Annotated in this window: 24 protein-coding genes; 6 read left to right on the top strand and 18 right to left on the bottom strand. The window is 47.9% G+C overall.

Features of this window, described 5'->3' with window-relative positions:
• Positions 1 to 176 precede the first annotated feature (176 nt).
• The 7 genes from F7Y48_RS19370 to F7Y48_RS19340 all read right to left on the bottom strand — a co-directional run bounded on the left by F7Y48_RS19370 (position 177) and on the right by F7Y48_RS19340 (position 7837).
• The gene (locus F7Y48_RS19370; RefSeq protein WP_065646176.1) at positions 177 to 935 is read right to left on the bottom strand and encodes an SDR family oxidoreductase; all 759 of its coding nucleotides are present in this window, start codon (positions 933 to 935) and stop codon (positions 177 to 179) included.
• A gap of 110 nt (positions 936 to 1045) precedes the next feature.
• Positions 1046 to 1951 (bottom strand): 3-hydroxyisobutyrate dehydrogenase, encoded by a 906-nt coding sequence (mmsB, locus tag F7Y48_RS19365; RefSeq protein WP_005390978.1) that lies wholly within the window; start codon positions 1949 to 1951, stop codon positions 1046 to 1048.
• Between the two features lie 11 nt (positions 1952 to 1962).
• Positions 1963 to 3102 (bottom strand): enoyl-CoA hydratase/isomerase family protein, encoded by a 1140-nt coding sequence (locus F7Y48_RS19360; protein ID WP_085343638.1) that lies wholly within the window; start codon positions 3100 to 3102, stop codon positions 1963 to 1965.
• An 8-nt stretch (positions 3103 to 3110) separates the two neighbouring features.
• On the bottom strand, positions 3111 to 3896 hold the full coding sequence (locus F7Y48_RS19355; RefSeq protein WP_005390981.1) for an enoyl-CoA hydratase: 786 nt from the start codon (positions 3894 to 3896) through the stop codon (positions 3111 to 3113).
• A gap of 38 nt (positions 3897 to 3934) precedes the next feature.
• Positions 3935 to 5089 carry an acyl-CoA dehydrogenase family protein gene (locus F7Y48_RS19350; RefSeq protein ID WP_253645048.1) on the bottom strand — a complete coding sequence of 385 codons (1155 nt, stop codon included), beginning with the start codon at positions 5087 to 5089 and terminating at the stop codon, positions 3935 to 3937.
• A 19-nt stretch (positions 5090 to 5108) separates the two neighbouring features.
• Complete coding sequence (locus tag F7Y48_RS19345) at positions 5109 to 6602, bottom strand: CoA-acylating methylmalonate-semialdehyde dehydrogenase (RefSeq protein WP_316685287.1); 1494 nt, start codon at positions 6600 to 6602, stop codon at positions 5109 to 5111.
• A 23-nt stretch (positions 6603 to 6625) separates the two neighbouring features.
• A complete protein-coding gene (locus F7Y48_RS19340; RefSeq protein WP_316685286.1) occupies positions 6626 to 7837 on the bottom strand; it encodes a thiolase family protein in 1212 nt (403 codons plus the stop codon).
• 276 nt (positions 7838 to 8113) lie between these two features.
• On the opposite strand from F7Y48_RS19340, the gene F7Y48_RS19335 reads away from it, so the two are divergent.
• The 5 genes from F7Y48_RS19335 to F7Y48_RS19315 all read left to right on the top strand — a co-directional run bounded on the left by F7Y48_RS19335 (position 8114) and on the right by F7Y48_RS19315 (position 13131).
• Positions 8114 to 8488: a MerR family DNA-binding transcriptional regulator gene (locus F7Y48_RS19335; protein ID WP_316685285.1), complete on the top strand. Its 375-nt coding sequence runs from the start codon at positions 8114 to 8116 to the stop codon at positions 8486 to 8488.
• Between the two features lie 66 nt (positions 8489 to 8554).
• Positions 8555 to 9724: an isovaleryl-CoA dehydrogenase gene (locus tag F7Y48_RS19330; protein WP_243327744.1), complete on the top strand. Its 1170-nt coding sequence runs from the start codon at positions 8555 to 8557 to the stop codon at positions 9722 to 9724.
• A 25-nt stretch (positions 9725 to 9749) separates the two neighbouring features.
• Positions 9750 to 11354 (top strand): carboxyl transferase domain-containing protein, encoded by a 1605-nt coding sequence (locus tag F7Y48_RS19325; protein ID WP_316685284.1) that lies wholly within the window; start codon positions 9750 to 9752, stop codon positions 11352 to 11354.
• A 29-nt stretch (positions 11355 to 11383) separates the two neighbouring features.
• Positions 11384 to 12223, top strand: a complete 840-nt coding sequence (locus F7Y48_RS19320; RefSeq protein WP_145535327.1) for an enoyl-CoA hydratase-related protein — start codon at positions 11384 to 11386, stop codon at positions 12221 to 12223.
• Positions 12223 to 13131 carry a hydroxymethylglutaryl-CoA lyase gene (locus tag F7Y48_RS19315; protein WP_316685302.1) on the top strand — a complete coding sequence of 303 codons (909 nt, stop codon included), beginning with the start codon at positions 12223 to 12225 and terminating at the stop codon, positions 13129 to 13131. Before F7Y48_RS19320 ends, F7Y48_RS19315 begins: the two co-directional genes overlap by 1 nt.
• A gap of 8 nt (positions 13132 to 13139) precedes the next feature.
• Here the strand turns inward: F7Y48_RS19315 and F7Y48_RS19310 are convergent, their stop codons facing one another.
• From F7Y48_RS19310 to F7Y48_RS19290, 5 genes are all read right to left on the bottom strand, one after another.
• Entirely contained in the window at positions 13140 to 13691 is a 552-nt protein-coding gene (locus F7Y48_RS19310; protein WP_316685282.1) for a DUF2301 domain-containing membrane protein, read from the bottom strand.
• 40 nt (positions 13692 to 13731) lie between these two features.
• Complete coding sequence (locus tag F7Y48_RS19305; RefSeq protein WP_046873653.1) at positions 13732 to 14610, bottom strand: DMT family transporter; 879 nt, start codon at positions 14608 to 14610, stop codon at positions 13732 to 13734.
• 211 nt (positions 14611 to 14821) lie between these two features.
• Positions 14822 to 17869: an FAD-binding and (Fe-S)-binding domain-containing protein gene (locus F7Y48_RS19300; protein ID WP_316685281.1), complete on the bottom strand. Its 3048-nt coding sequence runs from the start codon at positions 17867 to 17869 to the stop codon at positions 14822 to 14824.
• Positions 17870 to 18188: 319 nt separating this feature from the next.
• Positions 18189 to 19058 carry an amidohydrolase family protein gene (locus F7Y48_RS19295; RefSeq protein ID WP_316685280.1) on the bottom strand — a complete coding sequence of 290 codons (870 nt, stop codon included), beginning with the start codon at positions 19056 to 19058 and terminating at the stop codon, positions 18189 to 18191.
• Positions 19059 to 19116: 58 nt separating this feature from the next.
• Complete coding sequence (locus F7Y48_RS19290; protein ID WP_005375755.1) at positions 19117 to 20010, bottom strand: alpha/beta hydrolase; 894 nt, start codon at positions 20008 to 20010, stop codon at positions 19117 to 19119.
• A 154-nt stretch (positions 20011 to 20164) separates the two neighbouring features.
• Between F7Y48_RS19290 and F7Y48_RS19285 the strand changes: the two genes are divergently transcribed.
• The gene (locus tag F7Y48_RS19285; protein WP_005375751.1) at positions 20165 to 21121 is read left to right on the top strand and encodes a GlxA family transcriptional regulator; all 957 of its coding nucleotides are present in this window, start codon (positions 20165 to 20167) and stop codon (positions 21119 to 21121) included.
• Positions 21122 to 21158: 37 nt separating this feature from the next.
• Here the strand turns inward: F7Y48_RS19285 and F7Y48_RS19280 are convergent, their stop codons facing one another.
• The 6 genes from F7Y48_RS19280 to F7Y48_RS19255 are packed head-to-tail and all read right to left on the bottom strand — an operon-like array spanning position 21159 to position 26820.
• Entirely contained in the window at positions 21159 to 22517 is a 1359-nt protein-coding gene (locus F7Y48_RS19280; protein WP_316685279.1) for an MmgE/PrpD family protein, read from the bottom strand.
• Between the two features lie 17 nt (positions 22518 to 22534).
• Positions 22535 to 23371, bottom strand: a complete 837-nt coding sequence (locus tag F7Y48_RS19275; protein WP_256894119.1) for a nitrilase-related carbon-nitrogen hydrolase — start codon at positions 23369 to 23371, stop codon at positions 22535 to 22537.
• Between the two features lie 4 nt (positions 23372 to 23375).
• Positions 23376 to 24257 carry a glycine betaine ABC transporter substrate-binding protein gene (locus F7Y48_RS19270; protein ID WP_046873659.1) on the bottom strand — a complete coding sequence of 294 codons (882 nt, stop codon included), beginning with the start codon at positions 24255 to 24257 and terminating at the stop codon, positions 23376 to 23378.
• 35 nt (positions 24258 to 24292) lie between these two features.
• Positions 24293 to 25027, bottom strand: coding sequence for an ABC transporter permease (locus tag F7Y48_RS19265; protein ID WP_006742426.1), 735 nt, complete (start codon positions 25025 to 25027; stop codon positions 24293 to 24295).
• The gene (locus F7Y48_RS19260; protein WP_316685278.1) at positions 25024 to 26193 is read right to left on the bottom strand and encodes an ABC transporter ATP-binding protein; all 1170 of its coding nucleotides are present in this window, start codon (positions 26191 to 26193) and stop codon (positions 25024 to 25026) included. Before F7Y48_RS19260 ends, F7Y48_RS19265 begins: the two co-directional genes overlap by 4 nt.
• A gap of 24 nt (positions 26194 to 26217) precedes the next feature.
• Entirely contained in the window at positions 26218 to 26820 is a 603-nt protein-coding gene (locus F7Y48_RS19255; RefSeq protein WP_005391019.1) for an ABC transporter permease, read from the bottom strand.
• Positions 26821 to 26883: the final 63 nt, after the last annotated feature.

Genomic DNA, 26883 nt, shown 5'->3' with positions numbered 1-26883 from the left:
TATTTGAGTGGTATTTACTTCTCATTATTTACTTTTGGCAAACCATTCGCAGGGCGAATCCAAACATGAGTAATAAACACACTTACGTTGCCCAGAACTGGCTCTCGGAAAAAATAGGAAATGTTGAAAGGAAAAGAAGCTTGTCATTCCGGTCTGTGGGGCCTAACCCTAGGGCTTTACATACGAATGCCTCCATCCACTTCTAAAACTCTGCCAGTAAAGTAATCACTCTCAAGAATGTATTTTACTGCATGTGCGATTTCACTTGTTTCACCCATCCTTCCAATTGGGATCATCTTTTCTAGCCGTTCTATGGCTTCTGGTTTCATTTGCTCTGCCATCGCGGTATGTACCACACCTGGTGCAATCGCCGCCGCGCGGATACCGTATCTTGCTAACTCACGGGCCCACGTTGTCGCCATGGTTGCGACCGCCGCTTTAGATGCAGAATAATTGGTTTGACCGATATTCCCTGCTCTCGCGACACTAGAAATATTGATGATAACGCCTTGTGAACCGCTCTCAATCATCTTGACGGCAGCTTCACGCCCACACAAAAATGTTCCTGTCACGTTAACGTTCATGACCAAGTTGAATTGATCCAAAGACATCTTACTGATCACGCCGTCTTTTGATTTTACAAGTAACCCATCTCTTAGCACGCCAGCGTTATTGACTAGCCCATTGAGTTGGCCAAAATCTTGGATAACCGCGTCAAACGTGGTTTCAACGTCGATTTCGCTCGTTACATCCACTTGATAAGTCAAAGCTTTCGCACTCAGCATCCGGCACTGCTCTTGTGTTTCCATTAAACCGCTAGCGTTTACATCTAATAACGCTAAATCTGCACCGGCTTGAGCAAGCGTAATTGCCATCATTTGCCCAAGTCCTTGCCCTGCACCTGTAATGGCAATGACACTATTTTTAATATCCATAGTTACTGCACTCCATCGCTAATAATGTTCCCTATTTCAAACCTGTTTAGGTGGTCCGAAATGATGAGTTTTACTTCACCATTTCAGACGGCTTTGTAGCAAAACTCAGTCTAGCCTTTCTTACTCTTGTAAAACTCAAACAAGCTTGAGAAGTCGAGCTCGCCGTGGCCGCTCGCGTTGTGGAAAGAATATAGATTACGCGCCAGTGAGCCCATCGGAACCGAAGAGTGTGTTTGTAACGCCGCATCTAACCCCAAACCGAGATCTTTCAACATGAGTTTGCTCATAAAGCCCGGTTGGTAATCGTTGCTGGCTGGTGCACTGTCCATCACGCCTGGGCAAGGGTTGTAAAGCTCCAATGCCCAATTTCGGCCAGAGCTTTGCAGCATGATGTTTGATAACACTTTGGGATCGAGCCCATGATCGATACCTAGATTTAGCGCCTCGCACGTACCAGACATTAAAATGCCGAGCATAAGGTTATTACAAATTTTTGCCATTTGACCATCGCCCGCTTTACCGGCATGGAAAACATTTTTGCCCATGTACTGCAAAATGGCATTGGCTTTAGAAAACGCTTCATCCGAGCCACCAACAATAAAGGTTAATGTCGCCGCTTTAGCGCCGGCAACACCACCCGAAACGGGCGCGTCGACAAACAGCACGCGTTTATTTGCCGCTTCATTGGCGACTAATCGCGCAGAGTCCGGATCAATGGTTGAACAATCAATCATCAAGGTACTTGGCGAGACAAGATTGAGGACACCTACACCGCCGTGTAAGTCGCCAAGATACACGGAACGAACGTGAGAACCTGCTGGTAGCATCGTGATGACTGTGCTTGCGCCATCCACGACTTCCTCGATAGAGCTCGCCACCACCGCACCAAAAGGTGCAAGTTGCTTTGCCGCTTCGCTATCGACATCGAATACTTGCACATTAAATCCAGACGCTAATAAGTTTTGCGCCATCGGATGCCCCATTCTTCCTAAACCGATAAATGCGATGGTACTCATGATCATTCTCCTTATTGACCTAGTGTTTGTTCACCCAAATCAGCAAGCGGATGTTCGTCATCCGCCCAAAGTGAGGTAAACAAGGTATCGATGACATCTTCATCGACTTCACTGACACTGTTAAACATCCAGTTAGGTTCGCCATCCCGGTCAATAAGCCGAGAACGGACGCCCTCTTTAAACTCACCTAATAAGGCGCTGCGAACCGATAAACTCAGCTCCAAGCGGAAGCAATCTGCAAGCGGTAAGCTGTGGTATTCTTTCACTTGTCTGAAGCAAATATGCGCGGTGATTGGACTGCCCGCGGCGAACGTTTGTTTCGCGTTTTCTATCCACTGACTGTTCCCTTCGATAGCCATGATTCGCTGTGCTATTGCATTAAGATCAAAGCCTTTGCACGCTTCCTCTATCTGATCTAAGTATGGACAAATTTGCGTGGTTGGTTTGCTATCAATAACCTGTTCTTCCATTAATTGTAGTAGCGCAGTTACCAACTCTTTCGCATCTTCTTTGCCCCACTGGAGCCGCTTTAGCTCATCCAGTAAGGTGGGATACTGCTCTTCCAACAGTAACCAATCGGCCAAACCAATGGTGACAGCGTCACTTGAATTCACCATTGAACCTGTCAATCCGAGGAATAAACCCACTTGCGGATCTATCTGGCTTAAAAACCACGTACCTCCCACATCAGGATACAGTCCGATATTGATTTCTGGCATAGCAAGGCGTGATGTTGTTGTCACAACTTTGTGGCTGGTTCCCATAAAAAGCCCCATCCCACCACCCATGACAATACCTTCTCCCCAGCCGATAATAGGTTTGTTGTAAGTGTGGATGAGATAGTCACACTCATACTCCAACGAGAAATAGTCCGTACAGAACTCTACGATTTTTTCTTTACTCTCGTTATGCATGACGTGATACATAGCTCGAACATCGCCACCAGCGCAGAATGCTTTTTCTCCAGCGCCGGTTAGTACCACACAAGTCACATGCGGATCATCTTGCCACTTGATAAGCTGATCGTTGAGTTGGACCAACATGTCATACGTCAATGCATTCAATGATGCGGTGTTGTCTAACGTTGCGATACCAATGCGGTGCACGCCATCTAAGCACTCTATTTCACTAATGGTTACCATCCCTGCCATGTGGCCTCCTATCGGTTTTTCCATTGCGGTGGGCGTTTTTCTAAAAAGGCGCGAACACCCTCAACTTGATCTTCCGTATCAAAAAGATTCAGAAACAACTCTCGCTCTTTCATTAAGCCGTGCTTAAGTGGCGCAGAGCGCATATTTTGAATGAGCGCCTTACATGCGGCGACAGAAGATGGTGACTGGTTCGCAACAGATTCAGCAAGCTCCAACGCTTTACTTAACGCTTCGCCTTTGGGAACCAACTCCTCAGCCAAGCCTAGTTCTTTTGCTTTGTCAGCGCTAACTTGTTCTCCACATAAAATGATGCGCTTTGCCCAGCCTTCTCCTACTAACGCTGTGAGGTTTTGGGTACCGCCAGCGCAGGGCAAAAGTCCGACTTTGGCTTCAGGTAAAGCAAGTACCGCTTGCTCTTCAACTACTCGAATATCACAAGCTAATGCCACTTCTAAACCTCCGCCCATGGCGTAACCATTAATCGCGGCAATGGAAACACCACGGAATTCCGAGAGCGTTTCAAAAGCTTCACCAAAGCATCGCGCCATGTCTAACGCAACCGCTTTGTCACCATCAGAAAATAGCTTGAGATCAGCACCAGCAGAGAAAAACTTTTCTCCACTGCCGGTTAAAACCAGTGCGTAGACCTGCTTATCATTGTTAAGTGTGAGTATCAGCGACTTCAGTACCTTGAGGCTCTCTGCTGTCCACGTATTGGCTGGCGGGTTGTTCATTGTCACCACCGCAACGTGATTAGTGATCGTATGTTGAATGGCTTCTTGGGTTAATGGCATATCTGAATCCTTTCTCAATGAGCAAATCCAATACTTCGCTACAGCAAGGCCGATTCCTCAGAGAGCAAACGGCGCGCGATGATCAAGCGCATAATTTCGTTCGTTCCCTCCAGAATTTGATGCACACGCACATCTCTGAAATGACGCTCCATTGGATACTCTTTGATGTAACCATAGCCGCCATAAAGCTGCAGCGCTTGGTCGCAAACCTGAAAGCCTACATCGGTTGCGAACCGTTTTGCCATCGCGCAATAAGCCGTGGCATCTGGGTCATTTCGGTCGAGCTTACTGGCGGCATAGCGCACCAACTGCCGCGCAGCCACTAGCTCTGTCGCCATGTCTGCCAATTTGAATTGTAAGGCTTGAAACTGCGCAAGCGGCTTGCCGAACTGCTTACGTTCTTGAATATACCGTGCCGCCTGATTAAGGGCCTGTTGCGCCGTACCGACGGAGCAGGTCGCAATATTTATACGCCCTCCATCAAGCCCTTTCATCGCAAAGACAAAACCTTGCCCTTCTTCGCCCAGTAAATGGCTAGCTGGAATAACGACATTTTCAAAAGTAACCGCTCGTGTTGGTTGGCTGTTCCAACCCATTTTGGGTTCTTTGCGCCCATAGCTGATACCATCTGTTTGAGCAGGAACAACAAATGCAGACACGCCTTTGGCCCCCGCTTCTCCGGTTCTCGCCATCACGACCAAAACATCTGTCTCTCCTGCGCCAGAGATAAAGGTTTTGCCACCGTTGAGGACATACTTATCTCCCTTTTTTGTAGCGGAAGTGGTCAGTGCAGCGGCGTCTGATCCTGCGTTGGGCTCAGTTAAGCAATAGGAGCCTAACCACTCCCCCGTAACTAATTTCGGACAGAACTGCGTTTTGGCTTCATCGGTAGCAAAACTGGCTATCATCCAACTGACCATGTTGTGAATCGTCATAAACGCCGTAGTGGACGTACATCCCATGGCCAGTTGTTCAAAGATAATTGAAGCATCTAAGCGACTCAGCCCTAGGCCACCTTGCGCTTCTGGAGTGTAGAGACTGAGAAACCCCAGTTCTCCCGCCTCTCTCAATACATCTTTGGGGAAGATCTGTTTTTCATCCCACTCCGCCGCCATCGGCGCTAAACACTCATCGGCAAATTGCTGAGCGGTATCGGCAAATGCACGTTGATCTTCATTAAGTTCAAAGTCCATAAAAGCTCCTTCTATTCACTCAGCGCAGTTGGATGGTCAAATTAGGCCCCGTTGGAATATCGTCATCAAACCAACGTGCCGTCACCGTTTTAGTCTCGGTATAAAAACGTACCGCTTGTTTACCATACGCATGTAAATCACCATAGAAACTGCCTCTCCAACCAGTAAAGGAGAAAAATGGTAAAGGGACTGGAATTGGCACATTGATCCCGACCTGACCAACTTGAATGTCATGCTGATATTTTCTTGCAGCAGCGCCATTAGCCGTAAAAATGGAAGTGCCGTTCCCGTATGGGTTGCGATTCACTAACTCAATGGCTTCTTGTAACGTATCCACTTCCATGCAAACCAAAACGGGGCCAAATATCTCTTGGGTGTAAATCGACATATTCGCTGTTACACCGCTAAACAAGGTTGGGCCAATCCAGTTTCCATCGGGAAAGCCTTCCACTTCACACTGACTGCCATCCAGTTCACACACTGCGCCTTGTTGTTTGCCATCTTCAATTAGGTCCAATACGCGTTGTTTAGCTTGTTCACTGATGAGTGGGCCATAAGCAGCTTGCTCATCGTCCCAAGGCCCTGGGTGTACTTTCGCCATTGCCTGTTTGAGGTCTGTAATCCATTGTTTTGAATCGCCGACAAATACCGCAACAGAAATCGCCATACAGCGTTGCCCCGCCGCCCCAACGGAGGACCCCACTAGGTTATTCACCACTTGTTCTTTATTCGCATCAGGCATGATCACCATGTGATTTTTAGCACCAGCAAAAGCTTGAACGCGTTTAAAGTGTTTCGTACCCGTGGTGTAGATATAACGGGCAACAGGAACCGAGCCAACAAATGACACCGCTCGAATGTCAGGATGAGCCAGCAGAAAGTCGACTTGGTCTTTGCGACCATGAACAATTTGCAACACTCCTTTCGGTGCGCCAGCTTGCTCAAATAGTTCGGCTAAACGAATAGAGGTCAACGGCACTTGTTCGGAAGGTTTGAGCACAAACGTATTACCCGCCGCGATAGCGATTGGGAACATCCACAACGGAATCATGGCAGGGAAGTTAAACGGCGTAATACCGCAACACACACCTAGGGGCTGAATCATTGAGTAACTATCAATATCCGTGGCAACGTTTTCGACGGTTTCGCCCATCATATTGCTGGCAATGTTTGCAGCCTGCTCAACCACCTCTATGCCTCGCCACACATCGCCTTTAGCATCCACTAAAATCTTACCCGTTTCATGAGAAAGCAGTGTGGCAAGCTCAGCATGATGTTCTTTGAGAAGGTGCTGATAACGAAGCATGACTCTGGCACGCTCGGATACTGCCACTTCCTTCCAGGATTGGAATGTCTCTTTCGCATTATCAATGGCGGCTTCCATCTCGTGGTCCGTTGAGCAGGGAACGTACGCAATGACATCATTAGTGGCAGGATTGGTCACCTCGATCCAATCCGAAGTTTGAGATTCACGAAACTCTCCACCAATAAACAAGGGAACTAAACGAGTCATCATTTACTCCTTTCTGATTTCAATTAAAGCGGTATTTCAATGCCTATCGCCGTTGCCTCTCCACCACCGATACAAAGTGACGCAACGCCTCGCATCACTTTTTTGGCGTCTAGATCACCGTCGGTACCTAAAGCTTGTAGCTGACGCAAACTATGAATCAATGTCACCAGAATTCGTGCGCCACTTGCGCCTATCGGATGCCCGAGTGCACACGCTCCGCCTTTAATATTGACTTTGCGTATATCAAGCCCAAGTTCTGCTACCGCGATTTGTGTCACGACAGCAAAGGCTTCATTGATTTCCCACAGATCCACTTCGTCAATTGACCAATCCAATTGGGACAACAACTGTTCAATCGCATAAACGGGAGCCAAAGTATATTCAGCAGGTTTTCTGGCGTGTGTGGCGTGAGACTTGATAACGGCGAGTGGCTCAAGACCTTGGTGGATCGCAGTCTCTTCATCCATTAGAACAAGCGCTGCAGCGCCATCGGAAATCGCACTCGAATTAGCAGCGGTCACCGTGCCTTTTTTATCGAATGCAGGTTTGAGTTGAGGGATTTTATCCAGATCAACCGAGCGCGGGTGCTCATCGTAATCCAGCGTTCCTTGTTCAGACTTGGTGTTGAATTCAATCGGTGACAGCTCGTCGGCAAATAAGCCTCGCTCTTGAGCTTCCAACGCGCGTTTTGCCGACATCACTGCCCATTCGTCCATGTGCTCTCTGGTGAACTTAAGCCTGTCTGCGACGTGCTGAGCATAAACACCCATTAAGTGCCCTTCGTACGCATCTTGCAATCCATCGAGAAACATGTGGTCATACGTCGACTGGTGGCCCATGCGCATTCCCTTTCTCGCCTCTTTCAATAAATACGGCGCATTGGTCATACTCTCCATACCACCAGCAATGGCCGTTCGAATCGTTCCAGCTTTGATAAGATCGTGCGCCAACATGACGCTCTTCATGCCGGAACCACACACTTTATTGATAGTCGTGCACCCTACACTCATGGGTAAATCCGCACCAATTGCCGCTTGTCTCGCCGGGGCTTGCCCACAACCCGCAGGGAGCACACATCCCATGAAGACTTCATCTACAGATGTCACATTCACTTCGTGCATTGCCGCCTTGATCGCCAGTGCGCCTAATTGGGGAGCGGAGTAAGTTTGCAACTTTCCTTGAAAGCGCCCGATCGGCGTTCTTTTCGCGCTGACAATCCAGATGTCTTTTTCCATGATTCGCATTCCCTTGGGGTATATGTGAACACTAGACTGACTGATAACGCCCTTGCATGACATTGCTTACCAAGTGCTACGCCAGTCTTTATCGCCCTTTCTCACTGACAAACTTTCATACTGCGATTTCTTGACGTTTACGTAAGCATAGCACTAGCCTTTACAATGAGATGAAAAAACACACCGAGTAGGCGTTTATCTTTCAAAATTTGCGTTCGGCCTTTCCGTTGAAGGTTCGATTTCAGAAACTGGATTTTTATTCGAGGCAAGTATGTTATGGAAAAATACAAGATCAGTGACCTCGCCAAGGAGTTTGATATTACCACTCGCAGTATCCGGTTTTATGAGGATGTAGGTCTGATTGAACCAGAGCGAAAAGGCAACATGCGCGTTTATCAACGCAGAGATAAAATTCGTCTCAAACTGATTTTAAGAGGGAAACGGCTCGGTTTTTCACTGGCAGAAATTCGTGAACTTTTCGAGCTCTATGACATGCAACAAACCGAAGGACAGTTATTGAAAATGCTCAATATCATTGAAGAGAAACAAGCCGTCCTACAACAGCAACTCAATGACATCAGCGTCGTAATGGCAGAGTTGGATGCCGCTAAAGAACGCTGTATTCAAACACTCAAAAGCAAAGAGACATAACCGCTATACTCAAATAGCGACACTGCAATCGGCTTTTCCACCTTACCTCTGATATCGGGAGACGTTATGAAAAGCACCTACGCCCCACTCAATTTCGGACTTGGTGATACCATCGATATGCTCCGAGACCACGTTAATGCCTTTGCTACGGAACATATTGCTCCCATCGCCGCAGATATAGACCGCGATAACCAGTTTCCGAAGCATTTGTGGCCTTTGTTTGGAGATATGGGGTTGCTCGGTGTCACCGTCGATGAAGAATTTGGTGGTGCAGGCATGGGATACCTCGCTCACGTTGTTGCAATGGAAGAAATCAGCCGTGCCTCTGCGTCTGTCGCTTTAAGCTACGGCGCTCATTCTAACCTGTGCGTCAATCAGATCTTTCGTAATGGCACGCCTTCTCAACGCAAGAAATACCTTCCCAAACTCATTGATGGTACGCACGTTGGCGCCCTAGCTATGAGTGAGCCCAATGCCGGTTCAGACGTGATAAGCATGCAACTGAAAGCGGAGAACAAGGGTGACCATTTTGTACTGAATGGCAACAAAATGTGGATCACCAACGGTCCCGACGCTGACATAGTGGTGCTTTACGCTAAAACGGATGTCAATGCAGGTTCACGAGGTATTACCGCATTCATTGTTGAACGCAACGTCGAAGGTTTCAGCCATGCTCAAAAGCTGGACAAACTAGGCATGAGGGGCTCGAACACTTGCGAACTTGTGTTTAACAATTGCGTAGTGCCGAAAGAGAATATTCTTGGCGAGCTTAATCAAGGCGTCGAGGTGTTAATGAGTGGACTAGATTACGAGCGCGTCGTCCTCGCTGCCGGACCACTCGGGATAATGCAAGCTTGCATGGACATTGTGGTCCCGTACGTACATGAACGAGAGCAGTTTGGAAAATCCATTGGCGAGTTTCAGTTAGTTCAGGGCAAGATCGCCGATATGTACTCTCGAATGAGTGCAGCAAAAGCGTATGTATATACCGTCGCAGCGGCTTGTGATCGAGGTAACGCAACGCGTAAAGATGCCGCAGGAGCGATTCTGTACAGTGCAGAACTCGCCACACAAATGGCACTTGATGCAATACAGTTGCTCGGTGGGAATGGCTACATCAATGAATACCCTGCTGGTCGTTTGCTACGTGATGCAAAGCTTTATGAAATCGGCGCGGGTACCTCAGAGATTCGCCGCATGTTAATAGGCCGAGAACTGTTCGAAGAATCTCGCTAAGGGAACATACGACAAGGAAGTCATTATGGCCATTATCAAAAGTAAAACTAAGCCAACTGACGAGTTATTTCTTTCCAATAAAGTTGCGATGGAAACGTTGGTCACTCAACTGAATCAACACATCGAGACCATCAAACAGGGAGGCGGTGAAAAAGCCATTCAGCACCAGAGGCAAAAAGGAAAACTCCCCGCCCGAGAACGCATCGCGCGCTTGCTTGATGACAACACTGACTTTCTTGAAATCAGCCAGTTTGCCGCCTGGCAAGTGTATGACGAATCCATCCCCTGCGCTGGCGTTATCGCCGGCATTGGTTTCATAGCGGGGATTCAATGTATGGTCATCGCCAACGATGCTTCGGTAAAAGGCGGAACCTACTATCCACTCACGGTAAAAAAACACCTTAGAGCGCAAGAGATAGCCCAACGTTGCCAACTCCCCTGCGTGTACTTGGTGGACTCCGGTGGCGCAAATCTCCCTCATCAGTCCGACGTCTTCCCCGACAAAGAACACTTTGGTCGCATTTTCTTTAACCAAGCGAGGATGTCAGCAAAAGGCATCCCTCAGGTTGCTGTTGTGATGGGGCTTTGCACTGCTGGGGGCGCGTATGTTCCTGCCATGGCGGATGTGTCCATTATGGTCAAAGAGCAAGGCACCATATTTTTGGCGGGACCGCCTCTAGTTAAAGCGGCCACTGGCGAAGTCGTGACGGGTGAAGAGCTCGGCGGTGCAGACGTGCATTGTCGTAAATCTGGTGTTGCTGATTATTACGCTGAAAATGATGAGCATGCCCTAATGCTTGCCCGAGAAGCCATTGCCAATGCCAATAGAGCAAAACCGATTAAGCCGGAAAACACCGTGCTACCTCCCCGCTACGATGCAAAAGAAATCTACGGAATCGTGAATGCCAACTTACGACTATCATTCGACGTTAGAGAAATTATTGCCCGCATCGTCGATGATTCTGATTTTGACGAATTCAAAGCCTTGTACGGCAGAACGTTAGTATGTGGCTTTGCTCGCGTTCACGGACACTTGATCGGCATTGTGGCAAACAACGGCATCTTGTTTTCTGAGTCGGCACAAAAAGGCGCGCACTTTATTGAACTTTGCGCCAAACGGAAAACACCGCTTCTCTTTCTCCAAAACATTACCGGATTTATGGTCGGGAAAAAGGTGGAAGAAGAAGGCATCGCAAAACATGGCGCCAAGCTGGTGATGGCCGTCGCTTGTGCTGACGTACCGAAGTTTACCGTGATCATCGGTGGGTCGTACGGCGCTGGCAATTATGGCATGTGCGGCCGAGCTTATGATCCAACCATGATGTGGATGTGGCCGAACGCGCGTATTTCTGTGATGGGCGGAGAACAAGCGGCAGGCGTCTTAACACAAGTTCGAAAAGACGCGAAGGAACGCCAGGGGGAAGCGTGGTCAGAGCAAGAAGAACATATTTTTAGAGAATCAATCATAGACTTGTATGAAGCACAAGGACATCCCTATTTTGCGAGCGCTCGGCTATGGGATGATGGAATTATTGACCCCAAACAAACGCGTCAGGTGTTGAGTCATGCGCTAACGGCAGCATTAAATGCTCCCATTCCTGATAGCGAGTTTGGCGTCTTCAGAATGTAAATATCCAGAGATAAATTAAGGAAGTAAGTATGCAGGAAATGCAACCAAGCATTATTCCCAACGCCCAAAGACAAGATGATGTTCTTTGGCATGTCGATGACAATGGCGTAGCGACCATCACTCTAAACAGAACAGCCAAGCACAATGCTTTTGATGCCTGTACGATCGACTTGCTGATCCATCGTCTAGATTATCTCGCTTTGCGAACGGATGTGCGGTGCTTGGTATTAAGAAGTAACGGCAAGCACTTTTCATCCGGGGCCGACCTGAATTGGATGCAGTCGATGGCCGACAGCACGAGGCAAGATAATTTCGTTGATGCCCAAAACTTGGCAAGACTCATGGAAACACTAGATTCGTTCCCTCAACCCACCATCGCGGTTGTACAAGGCTCCGCTTACGGCGGCGCGCTGGGATTGATTTGTTGCAGTGATATCGCCATCGCGAGCCAATGTGCTAACTTTTGCTTAAGTGAAGTTAAGCTTGGTTTAGTTCCGGCAACCATTGCGCCTTACGTCATGCGCGCGATGGGGAATCGACAAGCTAGACGCTATATCTTAAGTGGTGAAGTCATTTCAGCCGAGGATGCCGAACGGTTTGGTATTGTGCATGAAGTGAAAGAAGCCAAACAACTTGAAAGTGCGGTCGATAGCGTGATCAAGACGTTACTACTTAATAGCCCAGATGCGATGCGCAAAGCGAAAACGCTCTGTCACCAATGTCATCAAAACCCCATCGATCAACAACTGATTCACTATACTAGCAAGCTCATTGCGGACATTAGGGTATCGCCACAAGGCCAAGATGGCTTGCAAGCGTTTCTTGAAAAACGAAGCCCAAGTTGGGTAACCAAATCACAGGACAAGTAATGCTGCCTTCCAAAGTAAATATTGTCGAAGTAGGTCCACGAGATGGGTTGCAAAATGAGTCTCCTGTTGCGACCCAGACTAAAATCCGGTTGATCAACTTACTCTCTGATACTGGGCTAACGCATATTGAGGCGGGCTCTTTTGTTTCGCCCAAATGGGTGCCACAAATGGCGGACTCAACAGAGGTCATGAAAGCAATAACAAGGCGAAATCATGTTACTTATTCTGCCCTGACACCAAACCTAAAAGGCTTCGAACAAGCCTTGGAGGCTGGTGCCAATCAGGTCGCAATTTTCACCTCATCATCAGAAGGATTCTGCCAACACAATATCAATTGCTCGATTGCAGAAAGTTTAACTCGCTTCGAGCCTGTAATGCGATTAGCCACCAAACACGGCATCCCTGTTCGAGGTTATCTATCCTGCGTTGCAGATTGCCCTTACGACGGTCCAACAGCCCCTAAACAGGTGGCGAGCGTGACCAAATCGCTCATCGATTTAGGGTGCTATGAAGTATCCCTAGGCGATACCATCGGCACAGGCACGCCAAATCGAATTGCAGCCATGCTGGAGGCCGTCATGTTGGTTACACCTCTCCCCCAGCTTGCTGTCCATTTCCACGATACATGGGGACAAGCGCTCGCCAATATTCATCAAGCATTGAGTATGGGCATCAATACCATCGACAGCAGTGTAGCTGGGCTGGGTGGATGCCCATACGCTCATGGTGCCTCGGGGAATGTCGCGACGGAGGATGTACTGTATTTATGCCAAGGATTAGGGATCGAAACGGGGATCGACTTGGAGCTGTTAGCAAAAGCTGGCTGGATGATCAGCGAAGAGCTTAATCGAGAACCCACGTCAAAAGTATCGCTAGCTTTGCGTAACCGTATGGCACCTCTAACGTAAGACGTTTATTAAACCTCGTAGTTTGCTTTGATACCAATATCAAAATGAAGTGGCATCCGCCACTTTGATATAGACAGGAAGCCCATAATTAAGCCAGACAACCCTGTCGCAATATTCGCTACCGTCAGTATTTCGAAACAAAACGCAAAGGTTGCGATGGCAAGTAGCACTGGCACCGCTTTCAAGCCTGGAACTTTAAAACAAAAGGACTCTTTCAGCGCCACACCGGAAAAAGTGACAAAGATAAAACCAAGAGAAAGCCACACGCGGGATAAGTCTGGATCGCTCACCATGAAGAGCAGTCCCACCCAAGTTGACCAGCTGATGACAGTACGCACAGTTTTACTGTAGACATGGATATTTGCTGCAGTTAATACACCTGCAATGGCGATGAGCAGCAACACATTTCGATCATAAAATGCCGAACCTTCAATAAGGTGCAAACCCGATATCGTCATCGCGATAAGTCCAAAGGCAAATACGCTAATTCCTAAACGGTATAAACAGACACTTAAAATATCTAAAAAGTCTAGTGATTCCTTATGCTCAGTATTGGCCATGCTTCACTCCTAAATTGTTCCCTACCCACATTTCTTGAAGCTACCTAGGGATAGACAAACGAAATCGCCCGCCAGTACGGTAAATAATAAGAGAAAATAAGATAAGCACACAGCCTACTAGCTTATTTGCCGTTAGCACTTCGCCATACCACAGCACGCTTAGAATGACGGTCCAAACTGGCTCTAATATCATGATCAAGGCAGCATTACCTGCCTGAACAAATTTTTGCCCCATGGTTTGCATTACGTAACGCAAGCTCGTCGCTAGCAAGGTGCTCAACGCGAACCACCACCAAATGGAGGAGTCAACCTCTGCCGGAAAAGACTCCATAAAGAAAGAAACCAACAAACCTAAACAACCAGCAGAAAAAAGCTGCACGCAAGTAAGCAGCAACACAGGTAGTTTTTGAGAGTATTTGCTGTTCACATTAAAATGAAGCGCCAAAACCAGTGCTGCACCAAGAAACCAAAATTGACTGGCCGATTGTTTCCAGCCACCAACTAAAGAGAGACAGGCGAGCCCTAATACCGCGATAGGCAAAGAAAGCCAGAAAATTCGTTGTGGTCGTTGACGAAACATAACCCACGCAACAATAGGCACAAATAGCATAGAGAGACTCATGATAAATGCGCCTTCCCCGAGCGTGTCGCTGATGGAGATGGCGTAAATCCATGTCATAACGGCACTGCCTAACAGGAGCCCGACACCACCAGCAGAAAGCACATCTTTCAAATTCGCTTTGAGCAAAGGTCGATAGCACAACGGCAGCAGACAGAGCGATGCAATAGTAAATCGCGCCCCGATAAAGCCGAAAGGTGGTAAACCCTGTATTGTTTCCTTAGAAAAGATCCAACCAAGTGCCGCGATCATCGTTGTCGCAACCAGAATAACCGTCGCTTTGCGTTCTGAGTTAAACATAAGTACTCACAAAATATGGAACACAGTATCGCAGCAAGGGAAGTTTGCTGCGCTGTTGTATCAATTTGAAAGGAGTTTCTGTCGAGCGGAAGTGAAAGCCCGATTCTCTCCTGTGTTGTTGTTAAGCAGATTGAAGTTCTGCGGTCGGATACATTAAAGGCAGGCAAAGTCTTAAGGCAAGCGTTTTCGTATACTAAATTGCCTAAGCATCTTATGCATTAAACAAACTGGCTAAAACTTGGACCGGATGTCGAACGACCTCCCCTTCAAAACGCTTAACCTGACTGCGACAGGAATACCCCGTTGCTAACACGCGCTCAGTGGGCAGGTTCTTTATATTCGGTTTCCAACTCAGCTGATAAATAGCTTCAGACGTACTTTTCTTATCCACTTCATGGCCGAATGTCCCTGCCATACCGCAACATCCCGTAGGTATCACTTGCAGCTTTAAGCCAAAGTGATGAAAAATAGACTGCCAAGATTTCTCAGTCTCCGGTATTTTGGTCTTTTCTGTGCAATGCGCCATCAAATACCAAGGCTCTTCATCTGGTGCGCGTACAGCTGGCCATTCGTTGAGTGTATCCACCAGCCATTCATGAGCCGTATAAACTGTAAATTCGCCCCGCTTTTCTTTTAGAACCTGATGGTATTCATCACGATAACAAAGCACTAAGGCTGCATCGATACCGATCATAGGAATTTCAAGCTCAGCAACTTGGTTGAGAAAATCCGAGGTGTTTTGTGCATTTCTGGCGAATGCCTTAAGGAAACCTTTTACATGTTGAGCTTTCCCATTGGGTTTGAAAGGCAGAACAACAGGGTGCTTCCCTAACCGCTGCAATAACTGAATAAAGCCCGCAACCAACTCGGCTTCATAAAAGCTGGTAAATGGATCTTGAACAATCAAGACGTAATTTTGCTTCACTTCTGGGGAAAGCGATTCTAGATACGCAAAGTCGAACGGGCTCACGCCAAGTGCCTGACATCGACTTTGCAACGTAGGGATCGATAGCACTGGCGAATCAACAAAACCGATGGATGTCTCTAATACTTGCGTAGCAGGCCGAGTAGATGCAATTCGATTAACCAGCTTGGGGGCTTTTGCCATAATCGGCAGCAGTTGCTCAATATTCGACACCAGATAGTCGCGCAGAGGTCTGCGATAACGCGAGTGATAGACGTGTAAAAAACGTGCTCTAAAATCAGGCACATCAACTTTAACAGGACACTGACTCGCACACGCTTTACACGCTAGACAGCCATTCACCACCTCATAAACTTCATGCGATAGGTCATCAGATGCGGGGCGAGATATCAGTTGACTCAGCTTCTGAGCCAAAAGCTTAACCGATAACGTTTGATTGAGGAGCTGCTGTTCGTTAGCGAGCAAATCGAAGCCACTGTCATTAAGGCGACGCAGCCATTCACGCATTATCCCAGCCCTCCCTTTCGGAGAGTGGCGACGATCGGCTGTTACTTTAAATGATGGACACATTGGGCTATCAGCATCGTAATTAAAACACAGCCCATTGCCATTGCAAGACAGCACGGGCTTAAGCGACTCTCGGACTGCTACGGGGATCTGACGATCATAGTAGCCACGCTTGGTCGCTGTGACTTTTACCATGTCAGCGTCGCTATTCAGTGGTGTGCAAATCTTGCCCGGGTTCATTTTATTGTCGGGGTCAAACGCCGCTTTAATGCGCCTTAATTCAGTAAAGAGCTCATCACCAAAGAAGGCAGGTCCATATTCTGAGCGATATCCTTTACCGTGCTCTCCCCACATTAAGCCATTGTATTTTGCCACCAGCGCGACCACATCATCGGATAGTTGATGCATCAACGCTTCTTGCCCAAGGTCACACATATCGAGCGCCGGACGCACGTGAAGGACGCCAGCATCCACATGACCAAACATGCCATAATGCAGGTTATTGCGGTCTAGCAACGTACGAAATTCCGCGATAAAGTCCGCCAAATTTTCAGGCGGCACACAAGTATCTTCCGCGAATGCAATCGGCTTTGCCTGACCTTTGGTCGCGCCAAGCAGCCCAACCGCTTTCTTGCGCATGCCATAAATAGCCTGGATGTCTTGGGGTTCGCGACAGACTTGATAACCGATGATACCACTGCGTCGATGAACGATTTCTTTATCGAGAATTGAAAGTAAACGTTCAACTTTATCCTCAATATCATCGTCGTGACTGCCTGCGAACTCGACAAAGTTAATCCCTTGCATCTCTTTGCCCCGCACATCTGAGATCGCGTGTTTTACCGAGTGCCAGACAATGTCTTCTCTTGCAAGATTGAGCACCTTTGCATCAACCGTCTCTACCGATAGCGCCTCTGCTTCGACCATCAAGGGAGCATTTCGCAATGCAGAATCAAAACTATCGTATTTAACGTTCACTAACCGTCGCGTGGTAGGTATTCGCGTAAGATTAAGCTTGGCTTCAGTGATAAAAGCTAACGTACCTTCAGAGCCACATAATATTCTCGTGACGTCAAACTCTTCACTCTTGTCGTTTATGGCATTTTTTAGGTCATAACCAGTAAGAAATCGATTCAGAGGAGGAAACTTATCCAGAATCTGTTGACGCTTGTCTCGACAAACTTCCTCCGTAATTTTTAACGCTCGCGATACTACATCACTGTTTAACCATTTGTTTTGTTGAATTGCTTCGGTATCGAGCACCGAACCATCCGCCAATACGGCTTTGAGCGCCAACACATGATCCGAGGTTTTACCATATTGCAAAGAGCCTTGGCCTGATGCATCGGTATTAATCATCCCACCTAATGTTGCGCGGTTGCTGGTCGACAGATCTGGCGAGAAGAAATAACCATAAGGGCGAACGATGTCGTTGAGTTGATCTTTGACTATCCCAGTTTCCACTCTCACCCAACCTTCCTGCTCGTTAATCTCTAACACTCGATTCATGTAGCGAGACAGGTCAACCACAATCCCCGAGTTCAATGATTGTCCGTTGGTGCCCGTTCCGCCTCCTCTGGGCGAAAAGGTCAGGTGCTTAAATTCATCATGTGCACTGACCTTGCCAAGTATTACCACATCATGATGGTTGGCAGGAAAGACGACCGACAAAGGAAGTTGCTGGTAGACGCTGTTGTCAGTCGCCATGCTCAATCGAGTGGTATAACGAGCATCAGTATCCCCCTTGAAACCAAGTTGTTTAAGGGTGTTAAAGAACTTGATAACCACAGGATCAGAGGAAACCTGTAACGGAAGTGCAGGAAGCATAATTTGAATCAGTGCCTTACGGTTGTCTTTTTATACCCAAGTAACCTCAAGATGCGAGTTTCAGCAAGAATAAAACAAGTTTTAGGCAAGGCAAATTGAAGATGATCATAGTGATTCTATCTCTGTTCAATTTAACGCTGCATAAAGCTTGTTTTAACTTGCCCTTCGGGAGCTTCATCCAAGCCCTTAGTCTACGTCAGATTTAATTAAAAGGTGTTTACATTCCGCATAAATCTTCCTTGTCTAAGAACTCGGATGATAGCTCTGAATTCTGTATCTTGAGGTCACTTGGGTATAGGTTCATAACATGAATGTGGAGTTAAAAGCGGTAGAGGCGCTTGGGGTTATCGACCAGAATCTTGCCAAACAGTGTCGTATCTTGCGTCCAGTGCCACAAGGTATCTAATAGCTGGCCATCATTTGGCATCTCAGCAGCAAAACATGGATGAGGCCAATCCGAGCCCCAGACGCATTGCTCTTCATTCGCTTCTAACAAAGCTTGAGCAAACGAAGAAACGTCATCATAAGGCGGTGATTGAGGCGACAAACGATACGGTGCCGACAATTTTGTCCACACTTTCCCTTCGGCCTTAAGCTTCAATAAGGTTTGAAAACCAGGATGAGAAATAAGCTTGTTTGTTGGCATATGTCCAAGATGATCAATCACTACGGGCACGGGTAAAGCCTTTAATCGCTGATATAAGTCATCAAACTGCGAAACATCAATTAAGCATTGAAGGTGCCAGTGTCGCTCTGCAAGGCGAGCCGCTAAACGTTCAACATCACGCCACTCAATACCACCTTTAAACAGTAGGTTCATCCGCACCCCACAAAATCCCGCTTCTTGTAGCTCATCCAGCGTTTGCTCGGACACATCCGCATCCACGACCGCGACGCCTTTGTAGTCGTAACCTTGCTGGCGTAAATACCGTAATGTATCAAGATGCAACTGGTTGTCATTGCCATACACACTCGGCTGAACCAGCACGCCATGACGGATGCCTAATTGCTGGTGCAAATGCAGGTACGCGCCGACGCTGGCATCAGGTGGTGTGTAGGTTCGCGTTTCACAGTACGGATAACGTGAAGAAAAAACGTGGGCGTGACAATCAACCGCGCCTGCAGGAATCGCAATTGTTGGTTTATGTACAAATGGGTCCGCCGCTTCACAAAATGGGATTATGCTCATCAAAAATCATCCTGTCAGAAAGGTAGAGGTGCCATCAACGAAAGCACCTCTTGAAGACTTAACTGAAGTTCTCACTCAACCAGTTTGCGATCACGCCAGAGAACTGAATAAACTTAGGATCGTCGTCCAACATCCACTCGGTGTGACCACCTTCAGGCAGTAAGAATAGAGATTTCGGCCCAGGGTATTTCGCGTACAGCGACTTTGCTTCGGTCACTGGGTGAAGGTCGTTTTCGGCACCGTGCGCAATTAAGATTGGCGCGTCTGCAAATCGCTCGTCCAGTAGAGCTTCCGGTTTGAAATTGATGAGAGAATCCGCAAAATCCAGATCAGATGTCACGCCGTAGCCCGGCGCTTTGACCAGTTCAGTGAATACATATTCGCGGCTTACTGGATCAAGCGGGTAGATTTCAAATGGATCAATCCCCTGCTTTTCTCCACCAAGAGCAAGGCGTGTACGCTCTTCTAACATAAATTGACGGAACGCTTTCCAACCGTGCTCGCCACGTTGAGCAACCTGAACACGTACCGCATCATAAAAGCCGTTCATGGAGATAAGGCCATCAATCGCATCTTGGCAAACGCGGTAAGCATCAAGAATTAATCCCCCCGCCATGCCCCAGCCAGCCAGTACGACTTTGCGCCCTTCCTCGTCAGCGCGCTGTTTCACAACCGCAACCGCATTGGCGATGTCACGTACTTGTTCATCCAGGATAACTCGCTCACGAATACCCTCAGATTCGCCAAAGCCACGGTAGTCAAATCCGAATACCGTAAAGCCCTTCGCAGTTAAGGCTCTCGCGTAACGCTCTGGGTGAATATTTTTTTGCCCAGTAAAGCCTGAGCAGACAATAACGATCGGTAAATCTGGGTTGTTAACGTTCTCGTCAGTAAAGAAAGCGCCATCAAGGCGTAGACCATCACTAATTACTGGGGCTTTTTGTTCAATCATAATTATCTCGTCCAAATGAATGTGTATGCTCGACAAAGAACTCCTTGTCTTAAGTCACATCATGTTCGAATTTTGATAGCAATAATTTAACAATTGCGACATTCTTATCCAGAAATACGACATAGATGAACTGCCCACTTGGTGACCACAGAGAATGAAAACGACACACACGTATCGCATTGGTTTTTTCCTTATTCCTGATTTTTCGATGCTCTCTTTTTCGGCGGTTATCGAACCTCTTCGAATGGCTAACCGCCTCGCTGGTTGCGATTTGTATCAGTGGGATATTTATGGATTCGAAGATAAAGAAGTATCGGCCAGTAATGGCGTTTCATTCTCGCCAACACAGTCAGTCAACAACATTGCTCATTTAGACTTGCTGCTGGTTGTAGCAGGTATTGGCGCCCATGTTGCTGCTGCGAGTGGCTCGGTGAACCAGTGGTTAAAGCAAGCGCTTCGTCAAGGCATCGCCGTGGGCTCGACTTCGACAGGCAGCGTGTTGTTAGCAAAAGCGGGCCTGTTAAAAAACAAAACGTGTACCGTGCATTGGGAGTCCGCCAACAGCCTGGCAGAGGAGTTTCCAAACATTAACGTGACCAGTGAGTTGTACGAATTCGACCCACGCACACCAACTTGTTCGGGCGGCCTAGCCGGTTTGGATATGATGCTTCATTTAATTACAAACCAACATGGGAGTGACTTGGCGAATCAAGTGGCAGAGCAATGCATTCACCCTGCGATTCGACCAGCGCATGATAAACAGCGGATGTCGTTAATCCGTAAGCACAACATCCGCCACCCGCGCCTGCTCGACGCTGTAGAGATCATGGAAGCCAACATGGAAGAGCCGCTAAAGTGCTATGAAATTGGCGAACAAGTAGGGTTATCGGTCAGGCAGATGGAAAGGTTATTTTTGCAATACTTACAAGACAAACCAGGCAATTACTACCTTCAATTGCGCTTAGAACGCGCTCAACATTTGTTGTTGCAAACCATGCTGTCCATCACCCAAATCAGCACCGCTTGTGGGTTCAGTTCTACATCGTATTTTGCGCGCTGCTACAAAAAACGCTATGAAAAAACGCCGCGTGAAGAGCGACGTTTAGCTTAAGATTGAGTAAGAGAAAAGAAGTTCGATCTCTTCGATCTCATCGTGATGTGACAGGCGACGTGTCAGACGGCTTATCGGACAACGTGCCTTGGTAAAGCAATGATAGCCAAGCAAGTACCCGCTCTTTACTGGCTTTATCAAGTTGCAAACAGCCCTCTTCTATCGCTGACACGCGCGAAGCGGGTAGTTCTTTCTCTGCCAAAGTACGAAACTTACCTCGCATCTCGTCTCGACTAAGCGGATTTTCAGGATTACCTCGCGCAATACAGGGAGGCGAAGTCAGTTTGTCGCCATTTTTCAACGTCACCACGACATGCGCCCAGCGTTGGGCTGGAAACTTATCATTGTAAACGGGCTCTTCAATTAACCTCATCCGCTCCGTAAGTGCCAAGCGAGCAGGATCTTTCAGTCCTTTGGTGACGGCTTCTACCGTGACCGTATTATCAATAACCGCACTCGCGACTGAAAATGGCAAACTGTACTGAGCCTGCTCGGTTGTCTCAGGGCGCTTGGTATGCAGGCACACCGCCTGATGAAAGCTATGAACTTCGATAAGTTCAATCTCATCATGTTCTAGTTTATTTTCTTGTTGCAGCGCTCTCACCGCTTCAACCGCGGGTTGAGCCCAACGACAAACCGGATACGGTTTAAAGTATTGCTCCAAGATATACCAGCGCTGCCCTAAATCTGCCCACAAAGCGTGAGTTTGTTGGTTCAGCAGAGTCACGGCTGGCGCGCCAGTAAAGCCCTCCTCTGCCAGCTCTGCACTGGCAAAGCCCGCCATCGCTCCCCAGCCAGAGCCGTCTTTGAGCATGGTTGGATGTTCAATACAACGCATCATTTGGCTGCGCGGGCCATAGAACTCGGCAATGCCGAGCGCATGCTCTGTTTGTGCATCCGTTAAGCCTTTTCTTCTTGCAGACACCGCAGCGACGCCCAACGCATTCCAAGCACCAGAAGTATGATAATCACAAGCGGTTTGATGCAGCGCGATTCCGGCGCGAGTTGCTATTTCATAGCCAATGACGAGGGACGTTAATAACTCTTCTCCCGTAACTGCTGACTCATACATACTGGCGAGCAGCCCCGGCAAAACAGCGACGCCAACATGGCCTTTCGTCAGGACTTGGCCGTCGTGCGCGTCCATACTGTCAATCAACATGCCGCCATATAGAGTTGCCCCACAACCACTGGCCGTGTGATCAGAAAACAGCATCGGCGTATCACCGGCAAACTGCTTCAGCGCGAGTTTGGCTACCATGTTTTGCAGCTGCGTCGCTTTACCAGCTGCGGCGACACCTAACAGATCCAAGACGCAATATTTCGCTTGTTCAATAACGTCAGCGGGAAGCTGTTCAAAGGTTAATTCGTGAATAAATCGATGAATAGATTGCATCGTCTACTGCTCCAGTTTTAGCGTTTTGCCTTCGACAATAGTGTTGTGATCAATGGTGTATTGCTGTCTCGCATGGTAGGCAGCTCGAATCTGGCTTTATCAATATCGTCCAATGACAAGGTCGCAGTTATCAAGGTTTCACCGTCTTCTGCCTGCGCCAATAGCTCACCCGTTGCAGACAAAATACAGCTTCCTCCCCAAAACCACGCTTCGCCCTCCGGCCCATAACGATTGGCCATCAAAACTGGAGTTCCGTAAAGCACCGCATAAAATTTAACGTTAACTAACCAATTGTCTTCATTGGAAAAGTCTTTACTGACAATACTGCTGGCCGAGTTGATCGGCGCGAGCAAGATTTCAGGCTTATCGAGTAGCGCGCAATGAACCAAAGGTGGATTCCATAAATCGGCACAAATTAAAACCGAGCCTCGCCAGTTTTCATCAAGAGAAACGCTGGTGGTAGCCTCTCCCGAATGAAACCACTTGCCCTCTTCAAGCCCGCCATAGGTTGGTAAATTGATTTTGCGATGCACAGCGACCACCGTACCACCGAGCAACCAAGCCATCGCGTTGTAGTACTCTCCCGGAGCGGCCTGTTCCACAAAGCCGACAATCACGGACATCTGCGGCGCAAGTTGCGCAAGCTCTTTAAGCCGAGCATCATCACGCTTCATGGCGACTTCACGCACAGAGGATTGGAGCTGGTATCCGGTCAAGGAGAGTTCAGGAAACAGCAATAGCTGCGACCCTATAGCCGCAGCTTGCTTTATGTAATCCTGATGAGTATTCAGATTGGCATTCACATCGCCTAACTGGGCGTTGATTTGGGCCACACTGACTTGCAGGATAGTCATGGTATTACCCCAAGTTATGCTCCGATAGGAACTGGCTTGCGACTTCTGAGATCGAACGTCGCTCCACATCAACTTGTTGATTCAATGTCGACATCGTATCGCCATCGATCGCCGCAGAAAGCGCGTTCATTTGCTCGGCAAGCTCTGGGTTCGCATCTAGCGTTTCTTGGCGAACCACAGGTGTGATCGCGTAATCAGGGAAGAACTGTTTGTCATCCGTTAAAACGGTAAAACCGAATGCTTTGATACGACCATCTGTTGCAAATACAAGCGCAGCATCGACTTCTTTCCCTTTTAGCGCATCATAAGTTAACCCAGTATCCATGCGTTTCACTTGGTCACGTGACGCTTTGAATTTGTAGGTTTTCTGTAAAGGTCGGAAGCCATCTTTTCGTGCATAGAATTCCGCATTCAAAGCAATGGTCATTGGCGGGTCTTGGCGCATTTGCTCGGCGAAGTCGGATAAGGTTGAAATGCCACGTTGTTTCGCATCGTCACTGCGCATAGCGAGCGCGTAGGTGTTGTTCGCTTTTGAAGGGTTAAGCCAAACTAGGCCTTTCTTGGCATCCAGTTCCTTAACGCGTTGATACACTTGCTCTGCTGGGAGCTTGTCTTTGACTTTGTTGTAAATGATCAGTGATGTGCCCGTGTATTCCCAATAAAGATCAATCTGGCCGTTTTCTTGCGCTTTACGCAAAACCGCACTGCCCATGCCCGAACGTTTATCAACGTCGTAGCCTTTTTTGGTTAAATATTGAGACGTGATTTCCGTTAAAAGCTGTTGTTCTGTAAAGTTTTTACCACCTACGACGATTTCCGCAGATGCGTGAAAACTTGAAAGCAGTACACCAACGGCCAGCAAGCGGCGAGTAATTTGCTTCAACATGTTTGACTCCTGTCTGTGTTCAATTTTTAGGATTGTTATTGTCTAGCTCTAATAGGGTTACAGCCTTTAGGTACAGTGACATAAGAAACGGCTCCTACCACACTGTCGATAGCGATAGCCAACATCGCTGTAGGAATAGCGCCTGCCAGCATCATGATGGGTTCATCCAGATCAATACCGGTAAAAATGAGCTCCCCTAACCCACCGCCACCAATTAAGAAGGCCAGTGGAACGGTGCCCACGTTGACAGCTAACGCCGTGCGGATACCGGCAAAAATGACGAACAGCGCATTAGGAATTTCAACCTGAAACAACATTTGTAACTCGGTCATACCAATGCCTGACGCCGCTTCTTTTAAATGAGCGGGCACTTCTTTCAGTCCAATGTAGGTGTTTCTGACAATCGGCAACAACGAGGCAATCGTCAGCCCAAATACCGCAGGCACGGTGCCAATGCCAAGAAAGCTCATTGCTAGCGCGAGAATGGCTAAAGTAGGAATCGTGGTCCCCACATTCAAAACCTGCATCGCCGATTCTGCGACTTTCTGAAAACGAGGACGGCTGAGCAATACGCCGACGGGAATCGCGATTAGGATCGCCAATCCACCAGACAGCAGCACCAGTTCAATATGCTGAACCGTCAAATAAACAATGTCTTCTTGGTAGTAAAGAAAATCATCGATCGTACCCGCGCCTTGTAAATAAATACCCAACGCAAAGACACACGCCAATAAAACGAAATAGTAGGTTTGTTTAAGCTGATTGGTCACGATGCCTCCTTAGCCTGATGCAATTGCTGCGGCTGACTAGGAGAGGTATCGCGCTGATAAGTTGCACCGAGATAATGGGTAATGCCGCGCTGTGTGACTTCGCCCACTAAGCGGCCATTCTCGTCAACACACGGCATCCAAACAATGTCGTGCGTGAACATCTTCGATGCGACTTTACGCAGATCATCCGTGGTTCGGGCGATTGTTTTCAGGCCGACATAATGTTCACCGCAGTACCCCTTCATATTGATTGCGGTAGCTTTTGGCACATAACCGATAGGTTGGTGTTGGTCATTCACTAATATCACGGCGTCGCGATACCCATACGCGTCAATTTTAGTTAGAGCGTCGGCAAGCGTATCGTTAGGTTTTACGTACGCAAAGGTGGTCTGCATGACGGATTCAGCTGTAACTAAGCGTAGACGTTTAAGTGCGCGATCATCTCCGACAAAGTTTTTCACGAAATCATCTTTCGGGTGTGCGAGCAAATCGTCAGGCGTATCGTACTGAACCAGGTGACCATCACGGAAAATCGCAATTCTATCGGCCATTTTGACCGCTTCATCAATGTCATGACTGACAAACATGATGGTCTTGTTGAGCTCTTGCTGCATTTTAAGGAACTCATCCTGAATTACTTCACGATTGATCGGGTCAATCGCACCAAAAGGTTCATCCATCAGCATGACGGGAGGATCCGCAGCTAGAGCTCGAGCAACTCCAATTCGTTGCTGCTGTCCGCCAGACAACTCATTTGGATAACGATTAAGGAAGACACTAGGATCAAGAGCCACCATCTCCAATAGCTCTTTTGCACGCGTCATGTACCTTGCCTTATCCCACCCTAATAACTTGGGAACCACCGCGATGTTTTCGCCGATCGTCATGTTGGGAAATAAGCCAATTTGCTGAATAACATAGCCAATGTTGCGGCGCAGAGTGACCGTATCCATCCCAGAAGTATCTTCACCACCAAGATAGATCTTGCCCGATGTCGCGGGAATAATTCGGTTGACCATTTTCAGCGTGGTGGTTTTGCCACAACCGGACGGGCCAAGTAACACACATATTTCATCACTGGGAACTTCCATCTCAATGTGATCTGCGGCAGTCACCGGGCCATTAGGCGTTTCAAAAATTTTGGTTAGCTTGTCAATTTTGATCATTTGAATGTCCCTATTATTTATCCTTTATCGAGCAGCGGTCAGGCCCGGTGGCGTTAATCTTTTTTGTAGTCGAATCAATCCGTAATCCGCGATGATAGCCAGAAGGCTGACGGCGATGGCACCAACGATCAGTTGTCGAGGATCACTTTGCGATATGCCACGACTGATAAACACGCCTAGCCCTCCTGCTCCGATATACGCGGCGATCGCCATAACGCCAATATTCATTACTACTGCCGTTCTCACTCCCGCCATAATCACCGGAATCGCCAACGGAATTTCCACCATTTTCAAACGCTGAAAAGGCGTCATCCCGATGCCGCGAGCTGCCTCTCGGAGTGACGGTTCTACGTTGTGAATGGCGGTATAAGTGTTGCGAATAATGGGCAGCTGAGAATAAAGCAGTACGGTAATCACGGCGGGCACGTAGCCAATCCCATGACCAATGGTCGATAAGAGAGGAATCATCAAACCAAACAGTGCGATTGAAGGAATGGTGATAATGATGGACGCTACGTAAAGCACCACTTTCGCAACGCGCTCATTTTGTGTGATAAGAATGCCGATAGGTACGCCAGTTAGGATGGCAAGCCCAACAGCCAGAGCGACCAAAGAGATGTGCTCCATGGTAAGCGTACCTAGCAGCGCTAAGTTATCTATGGTGAAATTTAGTAAGTCCAAGTAGGTCTC

The organism is Vibrio sp. 2-1-2a (assembly GCF_032648565.1).
GTDB lineage: Bacteria > Pseudomonadota > Gammaproteobacteria > Enterobacterales > Vibrionaceae > Vibrio > Vibrio diabolicus.
This window is presented reverse-complemented; position numbering and strand designations above follow the sequence as displayed.